Annotated in this window: 22 protein-coding genes; 20 read left to right on the forward strand and 2 right to left on the reverse strand. The window is 67.9% G+C overall.

Going from position 1 to position 24144, the window contains the following annotated elements; genetic code table 11:
* The first annotated feature begins 72 nt into the window (after positions 1-72).
* The 18 genes from mnmG (at position 73) to uvrD (ending at position 18681) form a co-directional block, all read left to right on the forward strand.
* The gene (mnmG, locus tag CCR79_RS06960) at positions 73-1974 is read left to right on the forward strand and encodes a tRNA uridine-5-carboxymethylaminomethyl(34) synthesis enzyme MnmG (protein ID WP_201170232.1); all 1902 of its coding nucleotides are present in this window, start codon (positions 73-75) and stop codon (positions 1972-1974) included.
* The gene (rsmG, locus tag CCR79_RS06965; protein ID WP_201170234.1) at positions 1964-2593 is read left to right on the forward strand and encodes a 16S rRNA (guanine(527)-N(7))-methyltransferase RsmG; all 630 of its coding nucleotides are present in this window, start codon (positions 1964-1966) and stop codon (positions 2591-2593) included. Before mnmG ends, rsmG begins: the two co-directional genes overlap by 11 nt.
* Positions 2594-2631: 38 nt before the next feature.
* Positions 2632-3426: a ParA family protein gene (locus CCR79_RS06970; protein WP_201170236.1), complete on the forward strand. Its 795-nt coding sequence runs from the start codon at positions 2632-2634 to the stop codon at positions 3424-3426.
* Positions 3427-3464: 38 nt separating this feature from the next.
* Complete coding sequence (locus CCR79_RS06975; protein ID WP_201170239.1) at positions 3465-4358, forward strand: ParB/RepB/Spo0J family partition protein; 894 nt, start codon at positions 3465-3467, stop codon at positions 4356-4358.
* A 76-nt stretch (positions 4359-4434) separates the two neighbouring features.
* Positions 4435-4857, forward strand: coding sequence for an ATP synthase subunit I (locus CCR79_RS06980; RefSeq protein WP_201170242.1), 423 nt, complete (start codon positions 4435-4437; stop codon positions 4855-4857).
* Between the two features lie 39 nt (positions 4858-4896).
* Positions 4897-5697, forward strand: a complete 801-nt coding sequence (gene atpB, locus CCR79_RS06985; protein WP_201170245.1) for a F0F1 ATP synthase subunit A — start codon at positions 4897-4899, stop codon at positions 5695-5697.
* Between the two features lie 40 nt (positions 5698-5737).
* Entirely contained in the window at positions 5738-6025 is a 288-nt protein-coding gene (atpE, locus tag CCR79_RS06990) for a F0F1 ATP synthase subunit C (RefSeq protein ID WP_011815220.1), read from the forward strand.
* A gap of 47 nt (positions 6026-6072) precedes the next feature.
* Positions 6073-6543, forward strand: coding sequence for a F0F1 ATP synthase subunit B (locus CCR79_RS06995; RefSeq protein ID WP_201170247.1), 471 nt, complete (start codon positions 6073-6075; stop codon positions 6541-6543).
* 9 nt (positions 6544-6552) lie between these two features.
* A complete protein-coding gene (locus CCR79_RS07000) occupies positions 6553-7089 on the forward strand; it encodes a F0F1 ATP synthase subunit delta (RefSeq protein ID WP_201170249.1) in 537 nt (178 codons plus the stop codon).
* 12 nt (positions 7090-7101) lie between these two features.
* Positions 7102-8643, forward strand: coding sequence for a F0F1 ATP synthase subunit alpha (gene atpA / locus CCR79_RS07005; protein WP_201170251.1), 1542 nt, complete (start codon positions 7102-7104; stop codon positions 8641-8643).
* 63 nt (positions 8644-8706) lie between these two features.
* Positions 8707-9576 (forward strand): F0F1 ATP synthase subunit gamma, encoded by an 870-nt coding sequence (atpG, locus tag CCR79_RS07010; protein ID WP_011815216.1) that lies wholly within the window; start codon positions 8707-8709, stop codon positions 9574-9576.
* A gap of 64 nt (positions 9577-9640) precedes the next feature.
* Positions 9641-11017, forward strand: coding sequence for a F0F1 ATP synthase subunit beta (atpD, locus tag CCR79_RS07015; RefSeq protein ID WP_201170253.1), 1377 nt, complete (start codon positions 9641-9643; stop codon positions 11015-11017).
* A 12-nt stretch (positions 11018-11029) separates the two neighbouring features.
* Positions 11030-11455 carry a F0F1 ATP synthase subunit epsilon gene (locus CCR79_RS07020; RefSeq protein ID WP_011815214.1) on the forward strand — a complete coding sequence of 142 codons (426 nt, stop codon included), beginning with the start codon at positions 11030-11032 and terminating at the stop codon, positions 11453-11455.
* Between the two features lie 20 nt (positions 11456-11475).
* The gene (gene glmU / locus CCR79_RS07025; RefSeq protein WP_201170255.1) at positions 11476-12897 is read left to right on the forward strand and encodes a bifunctional UDP-N-acetylglucosamine diphosphorylase/glucosamine-1-phosphate N-acetyltransferase GlmU; all 1422 of its coding nucleotides are present in this window, start codon (positions 11476-11478) and stop codon (positions 12895-12897) included.
* Between the two features lie 9 nt (positions 12898-12906).
* Positions 12907-13734 (forward strand): universal stress protein, encoded by an 828-nt coding sequence (locus CCR79_RS07030; RefSeq protein WP_201170258.1) that lies wholly within the window; start codon positions 12907-12909, stop codon positions 13732-13734.
* Position 13735: 1 nt separating this feature from the next.
* Complete coding sequence (gene glmS, locus CCR79_RS07035; protein WP_201170260.1) at positions 13736-15568, forward strand: glutamine--fructose-6-phosphate transaminase (isomerizing); 1833 nt, start codon at positions 13736-13738, stop codon at positions 15566-15568.
* A gap of 13 nt (positions 15569-15581) precedes the next feature.
* Entirely contained in the window at positions 15582-16508 is a 927-nt protein-coding gene (locus tag CCR79_RS07040; protein WP_201170264.1) for a LysR substrate-binding domain-containing protein, read from the forward strand.
* Position 16509: 1 nt separating this feature from the next.
* Entirely contained in the window at positions 16510-18681 is a 2172-nt protein-coding gene (gene uvrD, locus CCR79_RS07045) for a DNA helicase II (RefSeq protein ID WP_201170267.1), read from the forward strand.
* On the opposite strand, the gene CCR79_RS07050 is transcribed toward uvrD, so the two are convergent.
* Positions 18671-19036 carry a DUF2782 domain-containing protein gene (locus tag CCR79_RS07050; protein WP_242510847.1) on the reverse strand — a complete coding sequence of 122 codons (366 nt, stop codon included), beginning with the start codon at positions 19034-19036 and terminating at the stop codon, positions 18671-18673. The two genes, uvrD and CCR79_RS07050, sit on opposite strands and share 11 nt — an antisense overlap.
* A gap of 13 nt (positions 19037-19049) precedes the next feature.
* Positions 19050-19775, reverse strand: coding sequence for a TIGR00730 family Rossman fold protein (locus tag CCR79_RS07055; protein ID WP_201170269.1), 726 nt, complete (start codon positions 19773-19775; stop codon positions 19050-19052).
* Positions 19776-19865: 90 nt separating this feature from the next.
* On the opposite strand from CCR79_RS07055, the gene polA reads away from it, so the two are divergent.
* Positions 19866-22580 (forward strand): DNA polymerase I, encoded by a 2715-nt coding sequence (polA, locus tag CCR79_RS07060; protein ID WP_201170271.1) that lies wholly within the window; start codon positions 19866-19868, stop codon positions 22578-22580.
* Between the two features lie 150 nt (positions 22581-22730).
* Positions 22731-24143, forward strand: coding sequence for a cytochrome ubiquinol oxidase subunit I (locus CCR79_RS07065; RefSeq protein WP_201170273.1), 1413 nt, complete (start codon positions 22731-22733; stop codon positions 24141-24143).
* Position 24144: the final 1 nt, after the last annotated feature.

Consider the following 24144-nt stretch of genomic DNA (forward strand, 5'->3'; position numbering starts at 1 on the left):
CGGGGGGGTGTGCACTGTTCCACGTGGAACATCCCCCTTGAGGGTTCTGCCCCGGCGGCCCAAAATCCCCGCATGAACACCAACCGCTACGATGTCATCGTTATAGGCGGCGGCCATGCCGGCACCGAGGCCGCCGCTGCGGCCGCCCGTCTGGGGCGTTCGACCCTGCTGATCACGCACAATCTTGAGACTATTGGTGCGCTCTCCTGCAACCCCGCCATCGGCGGGATCGGTAAGGGGCACCTGGTGCGTGAGATTGATGCCCTTGGCGGCGTCATGGGGCGCCTTGCCGACGCCTCGGCTATCCACGCGCGCGTGCTGAACCAGCGCAAGGGCCCAGCGGTTCGTGCGACCCGCATCCAAGCGGACCGACCGACGTACGCCCGTGCCGCTCGACAGGCACTCGACGTCCTTCCCAGCCTCGCGCTCTTTCAGGATGCTGCCGACGAGCTGCTGATCGAGGGTGATCGCTGTTGCGGCGTACGGACCGAAAGCGGTGCCCGCTTCCATGCCCCAGCAGTGGTCATCACGGCCGGAACCTTCCTGGCCGGACGGATCCACATCGGGGCCTCCCGCCACAGCGCGGGGCGTGCCGGCGATCCGGCGGCCGATCAGTTGGCGGCATCGTTGCGCGATCTCGGTCTGCCGGTTCAGCGGCTGAAGACCGGCACCCCGCCGCGCATCGACCGCCGCAGCGTCGCGGTTGACCGTTTAGACGCCCAACACGGGGACAACCCGCGCCCACTGTTCTCGCCGTTCTGTCCGCCGGAGCGCCCGCTCCCCGAGGCGGCTTGCCTGATCAGCTGGACGACCCCCGAGACCCACCGCATCATCCGTGATGCGCTCGATGAGTCGCCGATGTACAGCGGTGCCATCCAGTCCTCTGGGCCGCGCTACTGTCCGTCCATCGAGGACAAGGTGGTACGTTTCGCCGATCGCGATCACCATCAGGTGTTCCTCGAGCCCGAGGGGCTCCACGCCACTGAGCTCTACCCCAATGGCGTCTCCACCGGGCTCCCATTTGCCGTTCAGGAGGCCCTGATCCGCAGCATGCCGGGCCTCGAGCAGGCACAAATCACCCGCCCCGGCTACGCCATCGAGTACGACTATCTCGACCCCCGCGGACTGACCCCTTGGCTGGAAAGTGCCACCGTCGGCGGGCTCTATCTGGCTGGGCAGATCAATGGCACCACCGGCTACGAGGAGGCCGCCGCCCAGGGACTGATCGCCGGACTCAACGCAGCCCGTGTACCCGCCGGCGAGGATCCTTGGTTCCCGACGCGGGATGAGGCTTATATCGGCGTGCTGATCGACGATCTGGTCACCACCGGCGTCACCGAGCCGTACCGAATGTTCACCAGCCGTGCCGAGCACCGACTGCGTCTGCGTGATGACAACGCCGAGGACCGCTTGACGCAGATCGGCCGCGGCCTGGGCTCGGTCGGAGAGGCGCAGTGGGCCGGCTTCGCGCGCTACCGGGATGCGCTGGAGAGCGAGCGCCAGCGCCTGCAGGCGACGCGTGTTCAGCCGGGGGGGCTCTCCGCTGCGCAGGAGGAGCGTCTGGGCGCACGTCTTCGGCGCGATCAGAGCCTCTACGACCTTCTGCGCCGCCCCGAACTCTCGTACGACGATGTCCGATTCATCGGCGCCCTGGAGACCGACCGGCCAACCGAGCGTGCCGTGCGGCAGCTGGAGATCGAGGCGCGCTACGACGGCTACGTGGAACGGCAGGACCTGGAAAACCAGCGCCACCAGCGCTATTCGAGCGTCCGTATCCCGGACGCCCTGGACTATGGGGCCATCGATGGCCTCTCGACCGAGGTGCGCGAGCGGCTGACCCGTATGCGCCCAACAACGGTGGGGCAGGCCGCACGCCTGCCCGGCGTGACCCCTGCTGCCATCTCGCTGCTGCTCATTCATCTGCGCCGCCGCGGGTGGCTGCGGGCTGTCAGTGAGGATGAAGATGCCGCGTAACCACCTGAATGCGCGCCTTGAGGAGCTCGATATCGACCTCGATGGCCCTGCCCGGCAGCGCCTCGAGGCGTACCTGTCCCTGCTCATGCGCTGGAATCGCGCGTACAATCTCACCGCTGCGCGGGATACCGGGACGCTCATCGATCGCCACCTGCTCGACAGCCTGGTGGTGCGGCACCATCTCCCGCCCGGCGCCCTGGCGGATGTCGGCAGTGGCGCAGGGTTCCCCGGTCTCGCTCTGGCCCTGGTGGAGCCCGAACGGCCGGTCACCCTGATCGACAGCAACGGCAAGAAGACGCGCTTCCTCCGCCAATGCGCCACCGAACTGGGTCTGAGCCACGTCCAGGTCCGTCAGGCGCGCATGGAATCGTTCGACCAGCGCACCTTTGCGGTTGTCACCGCACGTGCCGTTGCCCCACTGGTCAGACTGATCGAGGGAACACGGTGCCTGCTCGCGCCGGGCGGGGCGTTGCTCGCCCTCAAGGGCGAGCGCATCGAGGAAGAGTTGGCCGAGCTTCCCGGCGAAATTGCCGCGGAGCTCGAGGTTCACGAGTTGCCGGCCATCGCCGGTCAGGGGCGCGCCCGACTCGTCATCCGCCGCGCGCCCGTTCAACCCTGACCCCGGCCTGGCCGGGAGCCGAAACGCAGGAGAGTGTCATGGGTCGGATCATCGCAATCACCAATCAGAAGGGCGGCGTCGGCAAGACCACCACCTGCGTCAACCTGGCCGCCTCGCTGGCCGCCAACCGCAAGCGCGTCCTGCTCATCGACCTGGATCCGCAGGGCAACGCCACCGTCGGCTCGGGGCTGGATCGCCGCGCGATTGCCCCGACCGCCTACGAGGTCTTGGCCGAGCAGGCGGCTGTCTCCGAGGCGATCCATGCCATCGAGGGCGCCGGCTTTGACGTCCTGCCCGCGAACGGAGACCTGACCGCCGCCGAGGTCGAGTTGCTGGAGGCGGACCGACGTGAACAGCGACTCAGTCGTCAGCTCCGCGCCGTCACCGAGGACTACGACTACATCCTCATCGACTGTCCGCCCTCGCTGAATATCCTCACCCTGAACGCCCTGGTGGCCGCTCACGGGGTTCTGATCCCGATCCAGTGCGAGTACTTCGCCCTCGAGGGATTGACTGCGCTGCTCGATACCGTCCGCGGAGTCCAGGCCAGCGCCAACCCGAGCCTCGCCATCGACGGGCTGCTGCGTACCATGTATGACGCCCGCAATAACCTGGCCAATCAGGTCGGTGAGCAGCTCGCCGCCCACTTCGAGGCGCAGCTCTATCGCACCATGATCCCGCGCAACGTGCGCCTCGCCGAAGCGCCCAGCCACGGATTACCGGCCCTTGCTTACGATCGCGCCTCGCGCGGCGCCCTGGCGTATATGGCCCTGGCCACCGAGATGGAACGCCGCCACCGCAGCGGCCAGGCGGCCACGGCCGCCTCCGCCTGATCGACTCACCGCACGCAACCCGAGGAGAGAGCAGACGTATGTCGAACAAGAAGCGTGGTCTCGGCCGCGGCCTGGATGCCCTGCTCGGTGCCGAGCCCGGTGCCGTCGCCGCCGGCCAGCCGGTGGATGGCGGCGAGCTTCATGACCTGCCCGTGGATCTGCTGGAGCGTGGCCCCCATCAGCCGCGGCGCCACTTTGACGATCAGGCCCTGCAGGAGCTGGCCGACTCCATCCGCGCCCAGGGCGTCGTCCAGCCGCTGGTGGTTCGCCCCACCGAGGCCGGCCGCTATCAGATCGTCGCAGGTGAGCGCCGCTGGCGGGCCGCTCAACGCGCCGGTATCGACCACGTGCCGGCGCTGGTCCGCGACATCCCCGACGAGGCCGCCATTGCCGTCGGTCTGATCGAGAACCTCCAGCGCGAAGACCTCAACCCGCTGGAGGCCGCCGGTGCCCTGCAGCGGCTGATCCACGAGTTCGGCCTCTCCCATCAGAAGACCGCCGAGGCGGTGGGGCGCTCCCGTACCGCGGTAACGAACCTGCTGCGGCTGCTCGAACTGAATGAGGATGTACAGCGATTGGTCAGCGAAGGCCGCCTCGAAGCCGGGCACGCCAAGGCCCTGGCCGGACTGACGGGCACCGCGCAGAGCGAGGCGGCCGCCCGCGTAGCCCGCGATCAGCTGACCGTGCGCCAGACGGAATCCCTGGTCCGCCGCTACCAGAAGGCCGCCGCGGCGCCCTCGGAGAGCGAACAGGAGCAGGGCGGTGATGCCCGGCGCCTCGACCCGGATGTCGAGCGACTGCGCGATACGCTCGCCGATCGGCTGGGGGCGCCGGTGGACATCCAGCACAGCCGCCGCCAGGGCAAGGGTCGGCTGGTCATCCGTTACAGCAGCCTCGAGGAACTCGACGGCATCCTCGGACGTATCCGTTGAGTAAGGGAGCCTGATTTGACCCCCCTGATGCCGCCGTTTAGACTCCGCCACTTATCGATGCCGTAGGGCGTAAAGCGTGGAAGTGAGCGAAGCCCTCAATCAGGATTACGAGCCACAGGGCATGTGGCGCAGCCGCCGCCCGGCGTTACGGGTGGTTATCGCCGTCCTGCTGACCCAAGCCGGCGTTGGCACCATAGCCACTGGCCTCTGGCTCCTGGACGGTGGTTGGTCGGCCATCGCCGCGGCCTGCGGTGCCGCGATCGCCATCGTCCCCTCGGCCTACTACGCGGCCCACGTCTTTTCCAAGGCGCCGGGGACGGCGCCCCGGCAAGTGCTCAGGGCTTTTTACATCGGAGAAGTCGTGAAGTTGATTCTCACGGCGGTGCTCTTTATTATCGCGCTCCGATGGTTAAGCGGGCACTTTCTGCCGCTGATAACAACGTACGCAGCCGCCCTAGGCACCTACTGGTTCTTCTTCTTGGGGGCCCTCCGTACCTAGCGCATCCGCGCGGTACCAAACCGGGGAGCAACGTTTGCCATGAGCGCCGACAGCGAGTTCGACGCGACGGACTACATCCAGCACCACCTCACCAACCTTCGCCTGGACCTGACCGAGGGTACGATCGACTCCGGGGCCACCGGCTTCTGGACGCTCCATATCGATACCCTGATCATGTCGTTCGGTCTCGGCGCGTTGTTCTGCTACGTCTTCTGGCTGGCCGCCCGCCAGGCCACGCCGGGCGTACCGGGTGGGCTGCAGAACTTCGTCGAAGCCATGATCGAGTTCATCGACAAGACGGTGAAGGAGACCTTCCACGCGAAGAGCAAGGTCATCGCGCCGCTGGCGCTGACCATCTTTTGCTGGGTCTTCCTCTCCAACCTGATGGACCTCGTGCCGATCGACATGGTGCCGAGCATCATGATGGCCGTGGGGGTGGACTACTGGAAGATCCTTCCCAGTGTCGACCTGAATTTCACCTTCGGCCTGTCCCTGAGCGTGCTGGCGCTGATCATCATCTACGGCGTGATGGGCCAGGGTGTCGGTGGCTGGCTCAAGAGCTGGGTCACCCATCCCCTGGGCCCGTGGCTGGCTCCGGCCAACCTGATCCTCAACGTCGTGGAGTTCATCGCTAAGCCGGTGTCGCTCTCCCTGCGACTGTTCGGCAACCTCTACGCCGCAGAGCTGGTCTTCATCCTGATCTCTCTGCTCCCGTGGTGGATCCAGTGGGCGCTCGGCACGCCCTGGGCGATCTTCCACATCCTGGTCGTGCCGCTGCAGGCCTTCATCTTCATGATGCTCACCGTGGTCTATCTGGCCATGGCGTATGAAGAACATTAAACTGCCCCACTTTCGATACTGAGAATCCGGGAGGAATCACATGGAACTCGCAGAGCTCATTGCTAACGTCCAGGGGCTGACCGCCCTGACCGTGGGCATCCTGATCGCCGGCGGCGCCATCGGCACCGGTATCGGCTTCGGCCTCCTCGGCGGCAAGTTCCTCGAGGGCGTCGCCCGTCAGCCCGAGATGGCCCCGATGCTGCAGGTTCGCATGTTCCTGGTCGCCGGCCTGCTCGACGCCGTCGCCATGATCGGCGTTGGTATCGCGCTGTTCTTCACCTTCGCCAACCCGTTCCTGGGTGCTGTCGAGGCCGCCGCCGGCGCGTAAACACACGCCGGCGCTTTTAAGCCGCCAGCTCGATCGGAGGTGAAACCGTGAACTTTGGTGCCACGTTCTGGGGGCCGATGATCAGCTTCGCGCTGTTCGTCTGGTTCACCATGAAATTCGTCTGGCCGCCGATCCAACAGGCGCTTGCCGACCGGCAGAAGCAGATTGCCGACGGCCTCGCCGCCGGTGAACGCGGCAAGGAGGAGCTGGAGAAGGCTCAGGCCGAGGTCGACGCCATGCTGCGGGACGCCCGCGAGCAGGCCAGCCAGATCATCAACCAGGCCAACAAGCGTCAGGCCGAGATGATCGAAGAGGCGCGGGCCGAGGCCCGCACCGAGGCCGACCGGATCCTGGCCTCCGCCCGTGAGGAGATCGATCAGGAGATCCAGCGGGCCCGCGAGGACCTGCGCAAGCAGGTCTCAACCATCGCCGTGCAGGCGAGCAGCCAGATCCTGAAGCGCGAGGTGGACGCCAAGGCGCACAAGGATCTGATCGACGATCTGGCGACGCAAATCTAGGGAGGCGCCATGGCCGAGCGCAGCACACTGGCCCGACCTTACGCGCGCGCCGTCTTCGAGCTTGCCGGTGACGACGCGACCGAGCGCGAGGCTTGGTCGCGTCGGCTTGCGGCGGTGGCCGAGGTGGTGCAGGTGCCCCAGCTCGCCTCGCTGCTCACCCACCCGCGGATCAGTGCCGAGGAACTCGCCGGCACAGTCTGCGAGGCGGCAGGCGACATCGGGCAGGCCGGGAAGAATTTCGTCCGGCTGCTGGCGAGCAACCGGCGCCTGCAGTACGCGCCGGAGGTCGCCCGGGTCTACGAGCAGCTGCGTGCCGAGGCCGAGGGCATCGTCGATGTCGAGGTGCTTTCGGCGACCCAGCTCGAGGACGCGCAGCAAGAACGCCTGGCCGAAGCGCTCCGCAAGCGCCTCGGCCGAGAGGTGCGGCTGCAGACGCGGATCGACGAGTCCCTCATCGGGGGGGCGATTATCCGCGCTGGCGACACCACCATAGACGGCTCGGTGAAGGGCAAACTGGCCCGCCTCTCGAGTGCACTGGTTCATTGACGAGGTAGGACGATGCAAGTCAATCCATCGGAGATCAGCGAGCTCATCAAGCGTCGCATTGAGAACTTCGACGCGGCGGCTGAGGCCCGCAACGAAGGCACCGTCGTCAGTGTCGGCGACGGCATCTGCCGCATCCACGGCCTCGCCGACGTCATGTTCGGCGAGATGCTGGAGTTCCCTGACGACACCTTCGGCATGGCCCTGAACCTCGAGCGGGACTCCGTCGGTGCCGTCCTCCTCGGTGACTATCAGCACATCAAGGAGGGGGCCACCGTCAAGTGCACGGGCCGCATCCTCGAGGTGCCGGTCGGTGAGGCTATGCTCGGCCGTGTGGTCGACGCCCTGGGCCGCCCCTGCGACGGCAAGGGCCCGATCAAGACCGAGGCCAGCGAGCCCATCGAGAAGGTCGCTCCCGGCGTTATCACCCGTGAGGGCGTCGATCAGCCGGTGCAAACCGGCCTCAAGGCGATCGACTCCATGGTCCCGATCGGCCGGGGTCAGCGTGAGCTGATCATCGGCGACCGCCAGACCGGCAAGACCGCGGTGGCCGTCGACGCGATCATCAACCAGAAGGACAGCGGCATTAAGTGCATCTACGTCGCGGTCGGGCAGAAGAACTCGACGGTGGCCAACGTGGTGCGCAAGCTCGAGGAGCATGGCGCGATGGACAACACCATCGTCGTCAACGCCGGCGCCTCCGAGTCGGCCGCCATGCAGTACATCGCCCCCTACGCCGGCTGCGCCATGGGCGAGTACTTCCGTGACCGCGGCGAAGATGCGCTGATCATCTACGACGACCTGACTAAGCAGGCCTGGGCCTACCGCCAGGTCTCCCTGCTGCTGCGCCGGCCGCCGGGTCGTGAGGCGTACCCGGGTGACGTCTTCTACCTCCACTCCCGGCTACTCGAGCGCGCCTCGCGCATCAACGCCGAGGAAGTCGAGCGTCGCACCAATGGCGAGGTCAAGGGCCAGACGGGGTCGCTGACCGCGCTGCCCATCATCGAGACCCAAGCCGGCGACGTGTCCGCCTTCGTGCCGACGAACGTGATCTCGATCACCGACGGGCAGATCTACCTCGAGACGGACCTCTTCAACTCGGGCGTGCGGCCCGCGGTGAACGCCGGTCTGTCGGTCTCCCGCGTGGGTGGCTCGGCGCAGACGAAGATCATCAAGAAGCTCGGCGGCGGTGTCCGCCTGGCGCTGGCCCAGTACCGCGAGCTGGCGGCGTTCTCCCAGTTCGCCTCCGATCTGGACGAGACCACGCGCCAGCAGCTCGAGCGCGGCAAGCGCACCATGGAGCTGATGAAGCAGGGGCAGTACGAGCCGCAGTCGGTCGGTGAGATGGCCTTCGTGCTCTTCGCCGCCAACGAGGGTTATGTCGACGACGTCGAGAACGACCAGGTGGTTCGTTTCGAGAAGGCGCTGCTCGACTACCTGCGTGCCGAGCACGCCGAGCTGCTCCAGCGCATCACGGAGACCGGCGATTACAACGACGAGATCCACGCCGAGATGCAGAAGGCGATGGACGCGTTCAAGAAAAATCGCACGTGGTGAGCACGCGCTGCCGGGGAGCTGCACGCTCCCCGGCCGGCCCCTTAACGACACATAGGTGACGGCATGGCCGGGGCGAAAGAAGTAAAGACCAAGATCAAGAGCGTTCAGAACACGCAGAAGATCACAAGCGCGATGGAGATGGTCGCCGCATCGAAGATGCGGCGTGCCCAGGAGCGTATGGAGGCGACGCGGCCGTACGCCGAAAAAATCCGGCAGGTCATCGGCCACCTCGGCCACGCCAATCCGGATTACCGCCATCCGTTTCTGGTCGAGCGCGACGAGGTCAAGCGCGTCGGCTACATCGTCGTCTCCACCGACCGCGGTCTGTGCGGGGGTCTGAACGTCAACCTGTTCAAGGCGGCGATCAACGACCTCAAGGGCTGGCAGGAGCAGGGCGTCGGCGCCCAGGTCGTGCCCATCGGCGCCAAGGGCATCGGCTTCTTCGAGCGCACCGGGGTCGAGATCCCCGCCGAGGTCCGCGACATCGGCGACCGCCCGAAGCTCGAGCAGATGATTGGGCCGATCAAGGTCCTGCTCGACGCCTACGTGGACGGCACCATCGACCGGGTGAACCTGGTGAGCAACCAGTTCGTGAACACCATGACCCAGCGGCCGCAGGTCCAGCGGCTGATCCCGGTCGAGCCGGTTCGCGAGGAGGAAATGCTCGAGAACTGGGACTACATCTATGAGCCGGACGCTGCCTCGCTGCTGGATGATGTGCTGCGCCGCTACGTCGAGTCCCAGGTCTATCAGGGCGTGGTCGAGAACATCGCCTGCGAGATGGCAGCGCGAATGATCGCGATGAAGAGCGCCTCCGACAACGCCGCGGAGATCATCGACGACCTGCAGATCACGTACAACAAGGCCCGCCAGGCGGCGATCACGCAGGAGCTGACCGAGATCGTCTCGGGCGCCGAGGCCGTTTCGGGCTAATACCGATTTCCAATATCAACGGCGGGCCTGCGCGGCCCGCGAGAAGCTATCTGAGGGGATCCGAATGAGCGCTGGAAAGATCGTTCAGGTGATTGGTGCAGTGGTCGACGTGGAATTTCCGCGTGACCAGGTGCCGCAGATCTACGACGCCCTCGTGGTCGACGAGCGGGGCCTGACCCTCGAGGTCCAGCAGCAGCTGGGCGACGGCGTCGTCCGCACGATCGCCATGGGGTCCTCCGACGGCCTGACGCGCTCGGAGAAAGTCTCGAACACCGGCGGCCCGATCTCGGTGCCGGTCGGCCAGGGGACCCTGGGGCGCATCATGGACGTCCTCGGCGAGCCGGTGGACGAGGCCGGCGACGTGAAGACCGAGGAGCGCTGGCCGATCCACCGCAACGCGCCGACCTACGAGGACCAGTCCGGCGGCCAGGAGCTGCTTGAGACCGGGATCAAGGTCATCGACCTGCTGTGCCCGTTCGCCAAGGGTGGCAAGGTCGGCCTGTTTGGCGGCGCCGGCGTCGGCAAGACGGTCAACATGATGGAGCTGATCCGCAACATCGCGGTGGAGCACTCCGGTTACTCCGTCTTTGCTGGTGTCGGCGAGCGCACCCGCGAGGGCAACGACTTCTACCACGAGATGAAGGACTCCAACGTCCTCGACAAGGTCTCGCTGGTCTACGGCCAGATGAACGAGCCGCCGGGTAACCGCCTGCGCGTCGCGCTGACCGGCCTGACCATGGCCGAGTACTTCCGCGACGAGGGGCGTGACGTGCTGATGTTCATCGACAACATCTACCGTTACACCTTGGCCGGCCAGGAGGTCTCCGCGCTGCTCGGCCGCATGCCGTCGGCAGTCGGCTACCAGCCGACGCTGGCCGAGGAGATGGGCAAGCTCCAGGAGCGCATCACCTCCACCAAGACCGGTTCCATCACATCGGTGCAGGCGGTCTATGTTCCGGCCGACGACCTCACCGACCCGGCGCCGGCGACGACCTTTGCTCACCTGGACGCGACCATCGTGCTCTCGCGCCAGATTGCCGAGCTCGGTATCTACCCGGCGGTCGATCCGCTGGACTCCACCTCGCGCCAGCTCGACCCGCTGGTCATCGGCCAGGAGCACTACGACGTCGCCCGCGGGGTCCAGGGTGTCCTGCAGCGTTACAAGGAGCTCAAGGACATCATCGCGATCCTGGGCATGGACGAGCTTTCCGAGGAGGACAAGCTCACCGTCTCCCGGGCGCGGAAGATCCAGCGCTTCCTGTCCCAGCCGTTCTTCGTGGCGGAAGTGTTTACCGGCATGTCCGGTAAGTACGTCCCGCTGAAGGACACCGTCGCGTCCTTCAAGGCGATCATCGACGGCGAGTACGACCACCTGCCCGAGCAGGCGTTCTACATGGTCGGTACCGTCGAAGAGGCCGCCGAGAAGGCCAAGAACCTGTAATCCGGGGGTGCCATGAGCACGCTCCAAGTCGACATCGTAAGTGCTGAAGAGCAGCTGTACGCCGGCCAGGCGAGCATGGTCATTGCGCCGGCGGCCGAGGGTGACGTGGGTATCGCCCCGCGTCACGCCCCGCTGCTGACCCGGCTGCGTCCGGGTGAGCTGCGCATCACCCCGGAGGGCGACGAAGAGGAATTCTTCTTCTACGCTTCCGGGGGCCTGCTCGAGGTCCAGCCGCACAAGGTGACGGTACTCGCCGATACCGCAGTGCGTGCACGTGACATCGACGAGGCCGCGGCCCTGGAGGCCAAGCGGCGGGCCGAGGAGAAGCTCCGCGAGCAGAAGGACGAGGTGGATTACAGCTCCGTCCAGGCGGAGCTTGCCGAAGCCATGGCGCAGCTGAGAACCCTCGAGAGCCTGCGCAAGCGGGCCAAGCGCTGACGCGAACGGAGGAACCGACCATGCGGGCACCTGTTGCCGTGGTCATACTGGCTGCGGGCAAGGGGACCCGCATGCGTTCGGCCCAGCCTAAGGTGCTGCAGCCGCTGGCTGGGCGCTCCCTGCTCTCCCACGTGCTCGATACGGCCCTCGCCTTGGGGCCGGAGCAGGTGCACGTGGTCTATGGTCACGGCGGCCAGGAGGTCGCCGCGGCGCACGCCGACTATCCGGTGCACTGGGTCGAGCAGCCCGAGCAGCTTGGCACCGGCCACGCGGTCGCCTGCGCCCTACCGCAGATCCCCGATGATCATCGGGTCTTGGTCCTCTACGGCGATGTCCCGCTGGTTACCCCGGCCACCCTCGAGCCGCTGGTGGACGGCCACGGCTTGGAGCTGCTGGCCGCCCGGGTGCCCGATCCCACCGGCTACGGGCGCGTGATCCGCGATGCAGCCGGGGGCGTGGTGGCGATCGTCGAGGAGAAGGACGCCGACCCGGGGCAGCGGGGCGTAGATGAAATCAATACCGGGCTTATGGCGGCTCCGGCCGCCGACCTGCGCCGCTGGATGGCAGCCCTGTCGGCGGACAACGCCCAGGGGGAGTACTACCTGACCGATGCGGTGGCCGCTGCTGTCGCGGACGGCGTCCCGGTGCTCGCCCGGTTCACTGCGGACCCCGGCGAGGCCAGCGGCATCAACGACCTTGTCCAGCTCGCGGAAGTCGAGCAGGCGTACCAGCGCCGCGAGGCCCGGCGGCTGCTGCGCGGAGGCCTGCGTCTGGTGGCCCCCGAGCGTTTCACTCTGCGCGGTCAAGTGCGCTTCGGCACCGACTGCGCCATCGACCCCGACTGTACCCTGGAAGGCGAGGTGGCGCTCGGCGACAACGTGCACATCGCCCAGGGCACCGTGCTCCGGGACTGCGTTGTCGAGGACGGGGCGCGCCTCGGACCCTATACTGTCATCGAGCAGGCCCGGATCGGCCCCGGGTGCCGGATCGGCCCCTTCGCCCATCTCCGTCCCGGGACCGTGCTCGAGGAGGGCGCCCGGGTGGGGAATTTCGTCGAGACCAAGGCGGCTCGTCTGGGTCCCGGGGCCAAGGCTAATCACCTCACCTACGTCGGCGATGCTGAGGTCGGGGCCCGGGCCAATCTCGGCGCGGGGACCATCACGTGCAACTACGACGGTGCCCGCAAACACCGCACGCGGATCGGCGACGACGCCTTCATCGGCTCGGGAAGCCAGCTGGTCGCCCCGGTCCAGGTGGGTGACCGGGCGACCATCGGTGCCGGAACAACGTTGACCAGCGACGCGCCGGCCGACGCCCTGACCGTCGCGCGCAGCCGCGCCCGGACCATCCCCGGCTGGCAACATCCCGGCTTGACGGGTCGTCGCGGACCTCCCGATGATAGCGATGCCACGCCGGCGTCCGACGGTGCCAAGGAAGAGTAAGGAGCGAGCATGTTCGACCACACAGTCGTTGCGGTGCACTTCGAGTCCCCCTACCAGCCCCTGCTCGATGCCATCGGTGAGCTGCACAAGTTCGGGGCGAAGCAGTTTACGCTGGTCGATGTCCTGCGCATCGATGACCCGGACGATCTCAGCGAGAGCCATCGCGCCGAGGCCCGTCGGCGTCTGGCCCAGAAGCAGTCAGACCTCCAGGCGGCCGGCTACCAGGTCGACATCCAGCAGCCGATCGGCTTCCCCGCGCCGGAGCTCGCCAAGATCGGCCGCGGCTACGGCGCGCAGCTGATCCTGCTCGGCTCGCGCGGCGAGGGGCTGCTGCGCGAGTTCTATCACGGCTCCACGGTCCTCGAACTCGCCCGGCAGACCGCGCTGCCGGTGCTCATGGAGCGCATCGCCCCGGACCCGAATACCTTCGGCCACGGCGAGACGTTCCAGCGGCCCATGCTGGCCACCGACTTCTCCAAAAAGGCTGCCGCGGCCCAGGCCCTGGCCCAGGATATCGGCGAGCACACCGGTGCGCTCACCGTGCTGCACGTCACCGACGAGGACACCCGGACCGAGGGCCAGGAGCGCCTGCAGCACTTTGCCGAGCAGGCCGAGGCGCGGGGCATCGAGGTCACGACCCGGCTGGAGACCGGGACCCCGTCGCGGGTGATCCGCAACGTCGCCGAGAAGGAGCGCAGCAGCATGGTCGTGGTGGGCAAGCGCGGTGACGGCCCCGGGCGTGACCTCGCCCTGGGCAGCACGGCGCAGCAGGTCTGCCGCAATTGCCCCTGTTCGGTGCTGCTCGTGCCCAACGAGCAGGGCATCTGGATTCGCTGATATGTGCGGAATCGTCGGTGCCTGCGCGCAGCGAGACGTGGCCCCGGTCCTGCTGGAAGGCCTGAGGCGTCTGGAGTACCGGGGGTACGACTCCGCCGGAATGGCTGTTATCGATCCCGACGGCCGTCTGTCGCGGACCCGGGTCGCCGGCCGGGTCGATGACCTGGCCAGCGCACTCGAGCCCCGGCTGCCGGCCGGCGGCACCGGCATCGCCCACACGCGCTGGGCCACCCACGGTGTCCCCAACGACATCAACGCCCACCCGCACACCGCCGCCGGCGAGGTGGCCCTGGTCCACAACGGCATCATCGAGAATCACGAGCGGCTGCGCGAACAGCTGCTCGCCGCTGGTTACGAGTTTCAGTCGGAGACCGATACCGAGGTCGCGGTCACCCTTTTCGCCGACCGCCACACCCGCGGCGGCGTCGATCTGCTCGAGGCGGTACGGGGCGGGCTGCCGGAGCTCGAGGGCGCCTACGCCTTCGCTGTGGTCTCCGCCCGCGAGCCAGGACGGATGATCGCCTGCCGGCGCGGTAGCCCCCTGGTGATTGGTGTGGGTATCGGCGAGCACTTCGTCGCCTCGGACGTGGCGGCGCTGCTGCCGGTAACCCGTCAGTTCATCTTCCTCGAGGACGGCGATCTCGCCGACCTCTCGCGGGACGGTGTCACCATCTACGACGCCGAGGGGCGACCGGTCGAGCGACCGGTGCGCACCTCCGAGCTCAGTGCCGAGTCGGTGGAGCGGGGCGGCTACCGTCACTTCATGCTCAAGGAGATCCACGAGCAGCCGGCGGCGGTGGCCGAGACCCTGGAAGGCCGCCACGCGGACGGCCGCGTCCTCGAGGCGGCGTTCGGCCCCGGCGCCGAACAGCTCCTCGACCAGGCCGAGCGTCTGCAGATCGTCGCCTGCGGCACCTCGTACCACGCCGGGCTGATCGCCCGTTTCTGGGCCGAGACCTACGCTGGGCTGCCCTGCGATGTCGAGGTGGCCAGCGAATTCCGATATCGGGCCCACGCCGTCCCGCCGGGCACGTTGGTGGTGGTGATCTCTCAGTCCGGCGAGACCGCCGACGTACTCGCCGCGCTGCGCGAGTCGCGCCGGCTGGGTTACGGCGGGGTGATGGCCATCTGCAACGTCCCCGAGAGCTCGCTGGTGCGCGAGGCCGACCTGACCCTGCTGACCCGGGCCGGGCCCGAGATCGGCGTCGCCTCGACCAAGGCCTTCACCACCCAGCTGACCGCCCTGTTGCTGCTGGTCGGCGCCTTTGCCCGCCGCCGCGGCCGCCCGCAGGCCGAGCAGGAGTTGGTCCGGGCCGCGGTGCAGCTGCCCGGCGCCCTGGAGCGCGCCGTGGCCATCGAGCCCCAGGTGGCCGAGCTGGCCGAGCAGTTCGTCGACCGTGCCCACGCCCTCTTCCTGGGCCGTGGCGCTCACTACCCCGTGGCGCTGGAGGGCTCGCTCAAGCTCAAGGAGATCTCCTATATCCACGCCGAGGCGTACCCCGCCGGCGAACTCAAGCACGGCCCCCTGGCCCTGGTCGACGACGGCATGCCCGTGGTGGCGGTCGCCCCTCGGGACGATCTGCTCGACAAACTGCACTCGAACCTCCAGGAGGTTCGCGCCCGTGGCGGGCGTCTGTTCGTCTTCGCCGACGACGCCGCCGCCCTGCGCTCCGCGCGTGGTTTCCACGTCCTCCCAGTGCCTGCCGGCCCAGAGGCCATCTCGCCGGTGATCCACACTGTCCCGCTGCAGTTGCTCGCCTACCACGTGGCGGTCCTGCGGGGCACCGACGTGGACAAGCCGCGCAACCTGGCCAAGTCGGTCACCGTCGAATGACAGGACCCGTTGTATGAACCTGCGCGACCTCCGCTATCTGGTCGCCGTGGCCGAGCACCGGCATTTTGGGCGAGCGGCGCGTGCCTGCTACGTCAGCCAGCCGACGCTCTCCACGCAGCTCAAGAAGCTCGAGGAGTACCTGGAAGTCCAGCTGGTCGAGCGCAATCGCCGGCGGGTGCTGCTCACGCCGCTGGGTGAGCGGCTGGCGGAGCGGGCCCGCGGGATCCTCAGCGCCGTCGACGACATGGTCGAGGTGGCCCGTGCCCAGGCCGAGCCGATGACCGGTGATGTCCGCCTGGGGGTGATCCCCACCGTCGGACCGTACCTGCTGCCCCACGTCATCCCGGATCTGGCGCAGACCTTTCCCCGCCTGCGCCTGCACCTGCGCGAGGACCTGACGCAGCGGCTGCTCGATCAGCTGCGTGCCGGCAGCCTCGACGGTGCCATCCTTGCATCGCCGATCGGCGGTGACGACCTGGTCTCGGCGCCACTGTGTCACGAGCCGTTCTACCTAGCCGTGCCCCGTGGCCACGCGCTGGACCATCCGGAACCGGTCCACACCAGCGATCTGCAGCAGACCGAGCTGATGCTCCTGGAGGAGGGGCACTGCCTGCGCGAACAGGCCCTGGAGCTGTGCCGGCGCAACGACGTCGGTGAGGCGGCGGCTTTCCGTGCCACCAGCCTCGAGACCCTGCGCCAGATGGTGGCCGCCGGGGTCGGGGTCACCCTGCTGCCGGCCCTGGCGGCAGGCGCCTCCCGTCACGGGCCGGACCGCGGCGCCATCAGCCTCCGGCCATTCGCTGAGCCTGTACCCAGCCGCGACCTGGCTCTCTACTGGCGGGCCGGGACCGCCCGAGAACCCACTTTCCGGGAGCTGGTCGAACGCATGTGCACCGCCCCTGTCCTTCAGGATCCTACCGAGACCCTGCCTGCTGCCTGATATGCCGATCGATGGCCTGACCACAGACCTCAATGACGCCCAGCGCGAGGCCGTCTGCCTGCCCCCGGGACGAGCCCTGGTGCTCGCTGGCGCCGGCAGCGGCAAGACACGCGTGCTCACCCGGCGCGCCGCCTACCTCGTGCAGGCCGAGGGCGCCTCGCCGTTCTCGATCCTGGCGGTCACGTTCACCAACAAGGCCGCCGGCGAGATGCGCGGCCGCATCGGCGAGCTGCTGGGTATCGCCACCGCCGGCATGTGGGTGGGCACCTTTCACGGCATCGCTCACCGGCTGCTGCGCCAGCACACCCAGCGTGCGGGGTTGCCCGAGGGCTTCCAGATCCTCGACGCCGACGATCAGCTACGGGTGGTCAAACGGGTCCTGCGCGCCCGCGGCACCGACGACTCCCGTTTTCCGCCCCGCCAGGTGCGGGGCTTTATCAGCGGCCGCAAGGAGGAGGGCGAGCGTCCCGCGGACGTGACCGAGGCCGCCGGCGACTATCAGCAAGAGCTGCTGGCGATCTATCACGACTACGAGCAAGCGTGCCGGCGGGGCGGGTTGGTGGACTTCTCCGAGCTGCTACTGCGCGCCTACGAACTGTTGCGCGACGACCCCGAACTGCTCGGTCACTACCAACGTCGTTTCGAGCATATCCTCGTCGATGAGTTCCAGGACACCAACGCCCTGCAATACCGGTGGCTGAAGCTGCTCGCCGGCGCCCGGGCCGAGCTGTTCGTCGTCGGCGATGACGACCAGTCCATCTACGGCTGGCGGGGCGCGCGGGTGGAAAACATCGAGCACTTCCGGCGCGAGATGGGGGATGTTCGGGTCGTGCGCCTGGAGCAGAACTACCGCTCCACCGGCACCATTCTGGACGCGGCCAACCGCCTGATCGAGCACAATGCCGGCCGGCTCGGCAAGCAGTTGTGGACCGACGGGGGCAGCGGCGAGCCTATCACCCTGTACGCCGCCTTCAACGAGATCGACGAGGCGCGTTGGGTGGTGGACCGGATCCGCCAGCTTATCGAAGATGGCGGTCACGGCCACGCCGACTTCGCCATCCTCTACCGCTCCAACGCCCAGTCCCGCGCCCTGGAGCACGAGCTGCACGCCGCTCGTCTGCCGTTTCGCGTCTACGGTGGGTTGCGCTTTTTCGAGCGCGCTGAGGTCAAGGACGCCCTGGCCTATCTGCGTCTGGTGGCCAATCGCCACGATGACGCCAGCTTCGAGCGTGTGGTGAACACCCCACCCCGGGGGATCGGTGCCAAGACCGTCGACGCTGTCCGCTATGCCGCCCGGGAGGGCGATGTCTCGATGTGGCGCGCCGCCCGCGAGCTGGCGGGCGGGCGGGCCCTGGCGGCCCGGGCGCGCAACGCCCTGTCCGAGTTCCTGGCGTTCATCGATACCCTGGATCAGGAACTCGCCCACCGGCCGGTGCACGAGCAGGTGGAGCAGGCCATCACTCGCGCCGAGCTGCGCCGCTACCACGAACGCGACGAGGCCCGCCTGGAGAACCTCGACGAGCTGGTGACCGCGGCGCGCACCTTTGCCCAGCGCGATGACCAAGAGGAGGACCAGGACCCGCTGGCGGCCTTCCTGAGCCACGCCGCCCTGGAGGCGGGCGAGGGGCAGGCCGACGACTGGGAGCACTCCGTGCAGCTGATGACCCTGCACTCGGCCAAGGGGCTGGAGTTCCCCGTGGTCTTCCTGGTGGGCCTGGAGGAAGGGCTGTTCCCGCACCGCATGTCCGTCGAGGAGCCCGGCCGGCTTGAGGAGGAGCGCCGGCTGTGCTACGTGGGCATGACCCGGGCCCGCCAGCGGTTGATCCTGACCCACGCCGAGAAGCGTCGCCTGCACGGGGTTGACCAGTTGGCCCGGCCGTCGCGCTTTCTCACCGAGCTGCCCGGAGAGGGTCTGGAGGAGGTGCGCCCGCGCATGTCGGTGCGCCGGGGGCCGCCGCCGGCCACCGCCCCAAGCGGACCCTCGCTGCCGGGGGACCAACCGCCGGCGGGGTTGAGCTTGGGCAGCCGGGTGCGTCACCCGCGCTTTGGCGACGGCATCCTGCTCCAGTGCGAGGGCAGTGGCCCGAATGCCCGCCTGCAGGTCCGTTTCGACGAGGCCGGCACCAAGTGGTTGATCGCCGACCGGGCCGGCCTGGAGCCGGCTACCAGCTAAACAGCCGCCACAGCGGCGTGCGCGGGGGCTCGAGCGGGTCGTGCTCACCGCCGCTGCCGTCAAGTACGCCGTCTCCGGTGGTGTCGTAGAGCAGGTAAGGTGGGCCGACCGCCGGTTGGATGCGTACCGCGTAAATCTGCCCCGCGATGCGGTACTCCTCGATGACCGCCCAGTCGCGCTCGACGATGGTCACCGTCGGCTCGAGATCCGGTTCGTCGCGGATCAGCCCCTCGGGTGGGGGAGGCGGGGTCACCGTGATCCGTTCATCGGCCTCGAAGCCGCCGGCGGTGGTGGCCACCAGCATCCCCGCCAGGACCAGCCCCCCGGCACCCGGCGCACCCCGACTGCTGCTCATGGCCACCCTTCCTCTAGAGATCGAGCAGAATCTCCCGCTCCTCGCGGGAGGGCTGGAAGCCGCGGTCTTCGTAGTGGTCGAAGATGGCCGTGACCACCTCCTCCGGTGTATCCACGACCTTGAACAGGTGCATGTCCTCGGCGTCGATGGCCTCCTCGGCCACCAGTCGCTCCTGGAACCACTCCACCAGCTTCTCCCAGAAGGGGCTGTGCACCAGGATGATGGGGATGCGCGGCGTCTTCCCGGTCTGCACCAGGGTCAGGATCTCGGCCAGCTCGTCCAGCGTCCCGAACCCGCCGGGCAACACCACGTAGGCCGAGGCGTACTTGACGAACATCACCTTGCGCGAGAAGAAGTGCCGGAAGTGCAGGGCGATGTCTTGGTACGCATTGGCCTCCTGCTCTTTCGGCAGCTGGATGTTGAGCCCCACACTGGGCGACTTCCCGGCCTGGGCGCCCTTATTGGCCGCCTCCATGATGCCGCCGCCGCCGCCGCTGACCACCGAGAAGCCGGCGTCGGAGACCTCGCGGGCAACACGCTCGGCCAACTGGTAGTAGGGGTGGTCCGGGGCGACGCGGGCCGAGCCGAAGATGCTCACCGAGGGCTTGATCGACGAAAGGCGTTCGAAGCCCTCCACGAACTCGGCCATGATCTGGAAAATCTTCCAGGATTCACGGGTCAGCGTGGCGCCGTTGAGCGGGATGCGCTCCTGGTGCGCGAACGGGTTCTTGGGGTCCATAAGGCTCCGTGGCTGGGCTGTTGATCGTCTCCGGGACTGCAACCTTTATCATAGCCGCGTAGCCCGCCAACAGTCACAGAGAGCGATTGCATGACACAACCGGACGACCGCCTGGTCCTGGTGGACGGTTCCTCCTACCTCTACCGCGCCTTCCACGCCCTGCCGGCGCTGAGCAACGCCGACGGTGAGCCCACCGGAGCGCTCTACGGCGTGGTCAACATGCTTCACAAGCTGCTCGCCGACGAGCCCGAGGCGCGCTTCGCGGTGGTCTTCGATGCCCCGGGCCGGACCTTCCGCGACGAGCTTTTCGAGCAGTACAAGGCCCACCGGCCGCCCATGCCCGACGAGCTGCGCGCCCAGCGCGAGCCGCTCAAGCAGATCATCGCTGCGCTCGGCGTGCCCGTGCTTGAGGTGGACGGGGTTGAGGCCGACGATGTCATCGGTACGCTGGCGGTGCGTGCCCCGGGGCCGGTGATCATCTCGACCACCGACAAGGACATGGCGCAGCTGGTGGACGAGCGTGTCTCCCTGCTCAACACCATGAGCGGCACCCGGCTGGATCCGGCGGGCGTGCGCGAGAAGTTCGGCGTGCCGCCGGAGGCGATCCGCGACTACCTCGCCCTGGTGGGCGATACCTCCGACAACATCCCCGGTGTCCCCAAGGTCGGACCGAAGACCGCGGCCAAGTGGCTCAATGCCTACGGCAGTCTAGAGGCGCTGCGCGAGCGCGCCGACGAGATCCGCGGCAAGGTCGGCGAGAGCCTGCGCGCCCATCTCGACGAACTGCCGCTCTCGGTGGACCTGGCCACCATCCGTTGCGACCTGGAGCTCGATGTCGCCCCCGAGGACCTTGTCCGTCGGACGCCGGATCGGGAAGCCCTCGCGGCGCTCTACCGGCGCTACGGCATGCGCCGCTTCCTCGCCGAAATCCAGGCCGGCGATGCTGCTGCCGCGGCCGATGGCACGGGCGCCAGCCTCCCTCCGGAGGCCCCGGAAACGGACTATCAGATCGTCCTCGACGACGACGGGTTCGACACCTGGGTCGAGCGCCTGCGCGCCGCCCCGGCGTTCTCCGTCGACCTGGAGACGGACAGCCTGAACTACATGGACGCGGCCATCGTCGGTGTCTCGGTGGCCGTCGAGCCGGGGCAGGCCGCCTACCTGCCGGTTGCCCATTGCGGCCCCGGTGCCCCCGAGCAGCTGGACCGCGACCGGGTGCTTGAGGTGCTGCGGCCCCTGCTTGAGGCCGAGCAGCCCGAGAAGATCGGTCAGAACCTCAAGTACGACATGAGCGTCCTGGCCCGCTACGGCATCGAGCTGCGCGGCGTGGCCTATGACAGCATGCTCGAATCCTACGTCCTGGATTCCACTGCCACCCGTCACGACATGGACTCGCTGGCCAGCAAGTACCTGGGCGTCGAGGTCACCAGCTACGAGGAGCTCTGCGGCAAGGGGGCCCGGCAGGTGCCGTTTGCCGAGATCGACGTCGAGCGTGCCGGCCACTACGCCGCCGAGGACGCCGACATCGCCCTGCGCCTGCACCGGCTGCTCCATCCCCGCCTGCAGGCGGAGCCGGGCCTGCTGCGGGTCTTCAATGAGCTGGAGATGCCCCTGCTGCCCGTGCTCTCGCGCATGGAGCGCCACGGGGTGCGCGTTGACCGCGGGCTGCTCGAGCGCCAAAGCGAGGAGCTGGCCGCGCGCATGGCGGAAGTGGAGCAGCACGCCCACGAAGAGGCCGGCGAGGCGTTCAACCTCGGCTCGCCCAAGCAGATCCAGGAGATCTTCTTCGAGCGCATGGGATTACCGGTAATCCAGCGGACCCCCAAGGGCCAGCCCTCCACCGCCGAGTCGGTGCTCGAGGAGCTCAGCGCCCGAGGCCACGAACTGCCGCGCCTGATCCTGGAGCACCGTGGGCTGTCCAAGCTCAAGTCCACCTACACCGACAAGCTCCCGCAGCTGATCCACCCGCAGACCGGCCGGGTGCACACCTCTTACCACCAGGCCGTGGCCGCCACCGGGCGGCTCTCCTCCTCGGACCCCAATCTGCAGAACATCCCCGTGCGCACGCCCGAGGGGCGGCGCATCCGCAAGGCCTTTGTGGCCAGCCCGGGGCACCGGCTGATCACCGCCGACTACTCCCAGGTGGAGTTGCGCATCATGGCCCATCTCTCCGCCGATACCGGGCTGCGGGGGGCCTTCGAGCAGGGCGAGGACATCCACCGGGCCACCGCTGCCGAGGTCTTCGCCACCGCCGAGGCCAACGACGAGCAGCGCCGCGCCGCCAAGGCGATCAACTTCGGGCTGATCTACGGCATGTCCGCTTGGGGGCTGGGCCGTCAGCTGGGCATCCCCCGCGATGAGGCGCAGACCTACATCGACCGCTATTTCGAGCGTTACCCGGGGGTGCGCACCTTCATGGACCGCGCTCGTGAGCAGGCGCGCGAGCAGGGCTTCGTCGAGACCGTCTTCGGTCGCCGCCTGCACGTGCCCGAGATTCACAGCCGCAACCGCCAGCGCCGCGAGTACGCCGAGCGCACCGCTATCAACGCTCCCATGCAGGGCACCGCCGCGGACGTCATCAAGCGGGCCATGATCGATGTCGATGCCCTGCTCGCCGAACGCTTCCCCGAGGCCCGGCTGGTCATGCAGGTGCACGACGAGCTGGTGCTGGAGGTGCCGGCTGGGCAGGAGACGACCATCGGCGACGAGGTGCGCCGGCTGATGACGGCGGCCGATGGCGGCATGCTGTCCGTGCCCTTGGAAGTCGAGGTCGGTGTTGGCGATGATTGGGAGCAGGCGCATTGAGGGCCGACCGGCGCCGCTGCATCGGCCCAAGGACGGGTGGTTATTTAGAAATCTTTTAGTTAAGGTTCCGTTGATTCAAGCGCCCAATCGGCGCTGCCGGCACCGCGCGGCGGTGTCGGATACAGCTGTCAGGCAGGAGGTGCCGCAACGATGGAAGCCCTCGACCCGCTGCTCTTATCGCGGATGCAATTCGCCTTCGTGGTTTCGTTCCACGCCCTGTTCCCGGTGTTCACCATCGGCCTCGCGGCCTACATCGCCGTCCTCGAGGCGCTGTGGTATCGCACCGACAGCCCGGTCTACCGACGGCTGTCCGAGTTCTGGATCAAGATCTTCGCCGTGGTCTTCGGCATGGGCGTGGTCTCCGGCGTGGTCATGTCCTTCCAGTTCGGCACCAACTGGAGCGAGTTCTCCTTCGCCACGGCCAACTTCCTCGGGCCGATCCTCTCCTACGAGGTGCTCACCGCCTTCTTCCTCGAGGCCGTCTTCCTCGGCATCCTGCTCTTCGGCCGCGATCGGGTCCCGCGCGGGACGCACCTGTTTGCCGCCTGCATGGTGGCCATCGGCACGTTCATCTCCTCGTTCTGGATCCTCTCGGCCAACTCCTGGATGCAGACCCCGCAGGGCTTCGAGTTCCGGGATGGCATCGTCCACGTCACCTCGTGGGCCGAGGCGATCTTCAACCCCTCGCTGTGGCCGCGCTTCGGCCACGTGGCGCTGGCCTCGCTGCTGACCGGCGGCTTCGTCGTCGCCGGCGTCAGCGCCTACTTCCTGCTGCGCAACCGCGCCGTGGAGATGAACCGCAAGGCGTTGAGCATGACCCTGTGGCTGCTGCTGCTGGTCGCACCGGCGCAGATCTTCATGGGCGACATCCACGGGCTGAACTCCTTTGAGCACCAGCCGACCAAGGTCGCCGCCATGGAGGGGGCCTGGGAGACCCGCGAGGGGGCGCCGCTCTATCTCTTCGCCATCCCCGACTCCACCGCCGAGACCAACCACCTGGCGGTGGGTATCCCCAACCTGGCCAGCCTCATCCTCACCCACCAGTGGGATGGCGAGGTGCCCGGGCTCAAGGAGGTCAGCGCCGAGGAGCGCCCGCCGGTAGGGATCGTCTTCTGGTCGTTCCGCATCATGGTAGGCATCGGTGTGTTGATGCTGCTGGTCGCCCTGTGGGGCGCCTGGCTGCGCATGCGCGGGCGCCTGTTCGAGAGCCGGGCGTTTCTCAACACCCTGCAGCTGATGATCCCGCTGCCCTTCGTGGCGGTGCTCACCGGCTGGTTCGTCACCGAGATCGGCCGGCAGCCGTGGCTGATCTACGGCCAGATGACCCTGGCCGAGGGCGTGACCCCGTCGCTGACCGGGTGGATGGCACTGGCCACCCTGATCGGTTACGTGCTGGTCTACGCGGTCATCTTCACCGCCGGGCTCTATTACGTGACGCGCATCGTGCGCACCGGTCCGGAAGGGGTGGGCTCCGTGGAGGAGCCGGCGCACGCCAAGCGGCCCTTCTCGGCAGCCGACGTGCCGTTCGACGACGACCCGGATTTCTCCACCAGCTCGCGGTGAG

Origin of the sequence: Halorhodospira halophila (assembly GCF_016653405.1) — a bacterium.
Lineage (GTDB): Bacteria > Pseudomonadota > Gammaproteobacteria > Nitrococcales > Halorhodospiraceae > Halorhodospira > Halorhodospira halophila_A.

What these genes read in the sequence shown, in the direction of transcription:
- mnmG (WP_201170232.1), top strand. Translation starts at nt 73, where the DNA reads ATGAACACCAACCGCTACGATGTCATCGTTATAGGCGGCGGCCATGCC.
- rsmG (WP_201170234.1), top strand. Translation starts at nt 1,964, where the DNA reads ATGCCGCGTAACCACCTGAATGCGCGCCTTGAGGAGCTCGATATCGAC.
- CCR79_RS06970 (WP_201170236.1), top strand. Translation starts at nt 2,632, where the DNA reads ATGGGTCGGATCATCGCAATCACCAATCAGAAGGGCGGCGTCGGCAAG.
- CCR79_RS06975 (WP_201170239.1), top strand. Translation starts at nt 3,465, where the DNA reads ATGTCGAACAAGAAGCGTGGTCTCGGCCGCGGCCTGGATGCCCTGCTC.
- atpB (WP_201170245.1), top strand. Translation starts at nt 4,897, where the DNA reads ATGAGCGCCGACAGCGAGTTCGACGCGACGGACTACATCCAGCACCAC.
- atpE (WP_011815220.1), top strand. Translation starts at nt 5,738, where the DNA reads ATGGAACTCGCAGAGCTCATTGCTAACGTCCAGGGGCTGACCGCCCTG.
- CCR79_RS07000 (WP_201170249.1), top strand. Translation starts at nt 6,553, where the DNA reads ATGGCCGAGCGCAGCACACTGGCCCGACCTTACGCGCGCGCCGTCTTC.
- atpA (WP_201170251.1), top strand. Translation starts at nt 7,102, where the DNA reads ATGCAAGTCAATCCATCGGAGATCAGCGAGCTCATCAAGCGTCGCATT.
- atpG (WP_011815216.1), top strand. Translation starts at nt 8,707, where the DNA reads ATGGCCGGGGCGAAAGAAGTAAAGACCAAGATCAAGAGCGTTCAGAAC.
- atpD (WP_201170253.1), top strand. Translation starts at nt 9,641, where the DNA reads ATGAGCGCTGGAAAGATCGTTCAGGTGATTGGTGCAGTGGTCGACGTG.
- CCR79_RS07020 (WP_011815214.1), top strand. Translation starts at nt 11,030, where the DNA reads ATGAGCACGCTCCAAGTCGACATCGTAAGTGCTGAAGAGCAGCTGTAC.
- glmU (WP_201170255.1), top strand. Translation starts at nt 11,476, where the DNA reads ATGCGGGCACCTGTTGCCGTGGTCATACTGGCTGCGGGCAAGGGGACC.
- CCR79_RS07030 (WP_201170258.1), top strand. Translation starts at nt 12,907, where the DNA reads ATGTTCGACCACACAGTCGTTGCGGTGCACTTCGAGTCCCCCTACCAG.
- glmS (WP_201170260.1), top strand. Translation starts at nt 13,736, where the DNA reads ATGTGCGGAATCGTCGGTGCCTGCGCGCAGCGAGACGTGGCCCCGGTC.
- CCR79_RS07040 (WP_201170264.1), top strand. Translation starts at nt 15,582, where the DNA reads ATGAACCTGCGCGACCTCCGCTATCTGGTCGCCGTGGCCGAGCACCGG.
- uvrD (WP_201170267.1), top strand. Translation starts at nt 16,510, where the DNA reads ATGCCGATCGATGGCCTGACCACAGACCTCAATGACGCCCAGCGCGAG.
- CCR79_RS07050 (WP_242510847.1), bottom strand. Translation starts at nt 19,036, where the DNA reads ATGAGCAGCAGTCGGGGTGCGCCGGGTGCCGGGGGGCTGGTCCTGGCG.
- CCR79_RS07055 (WP_201170269.1), bottom strand. Translation starts at nt 19,775, where the DNA reads ATGGACCCCAAGAACCCGTTCGCGCACCAGGAGCGCATCCCGCTCAAC.
- polA (WP_201170271.1), top strand. Translation starts at nt 19,866, where the DNA reads ATGACACAACCGGACGACCGCCTGGTCCTGGTGGACGGTTCCTCCTAC.
- CCR79_RS07065 (WP_201170273.1), top strand. Translation starts at nt 22,731, where the DNA reads ATGGAAGCCCTCGACCCGCTGCTCTTATCGCGGATGCAATTCGCCTTC.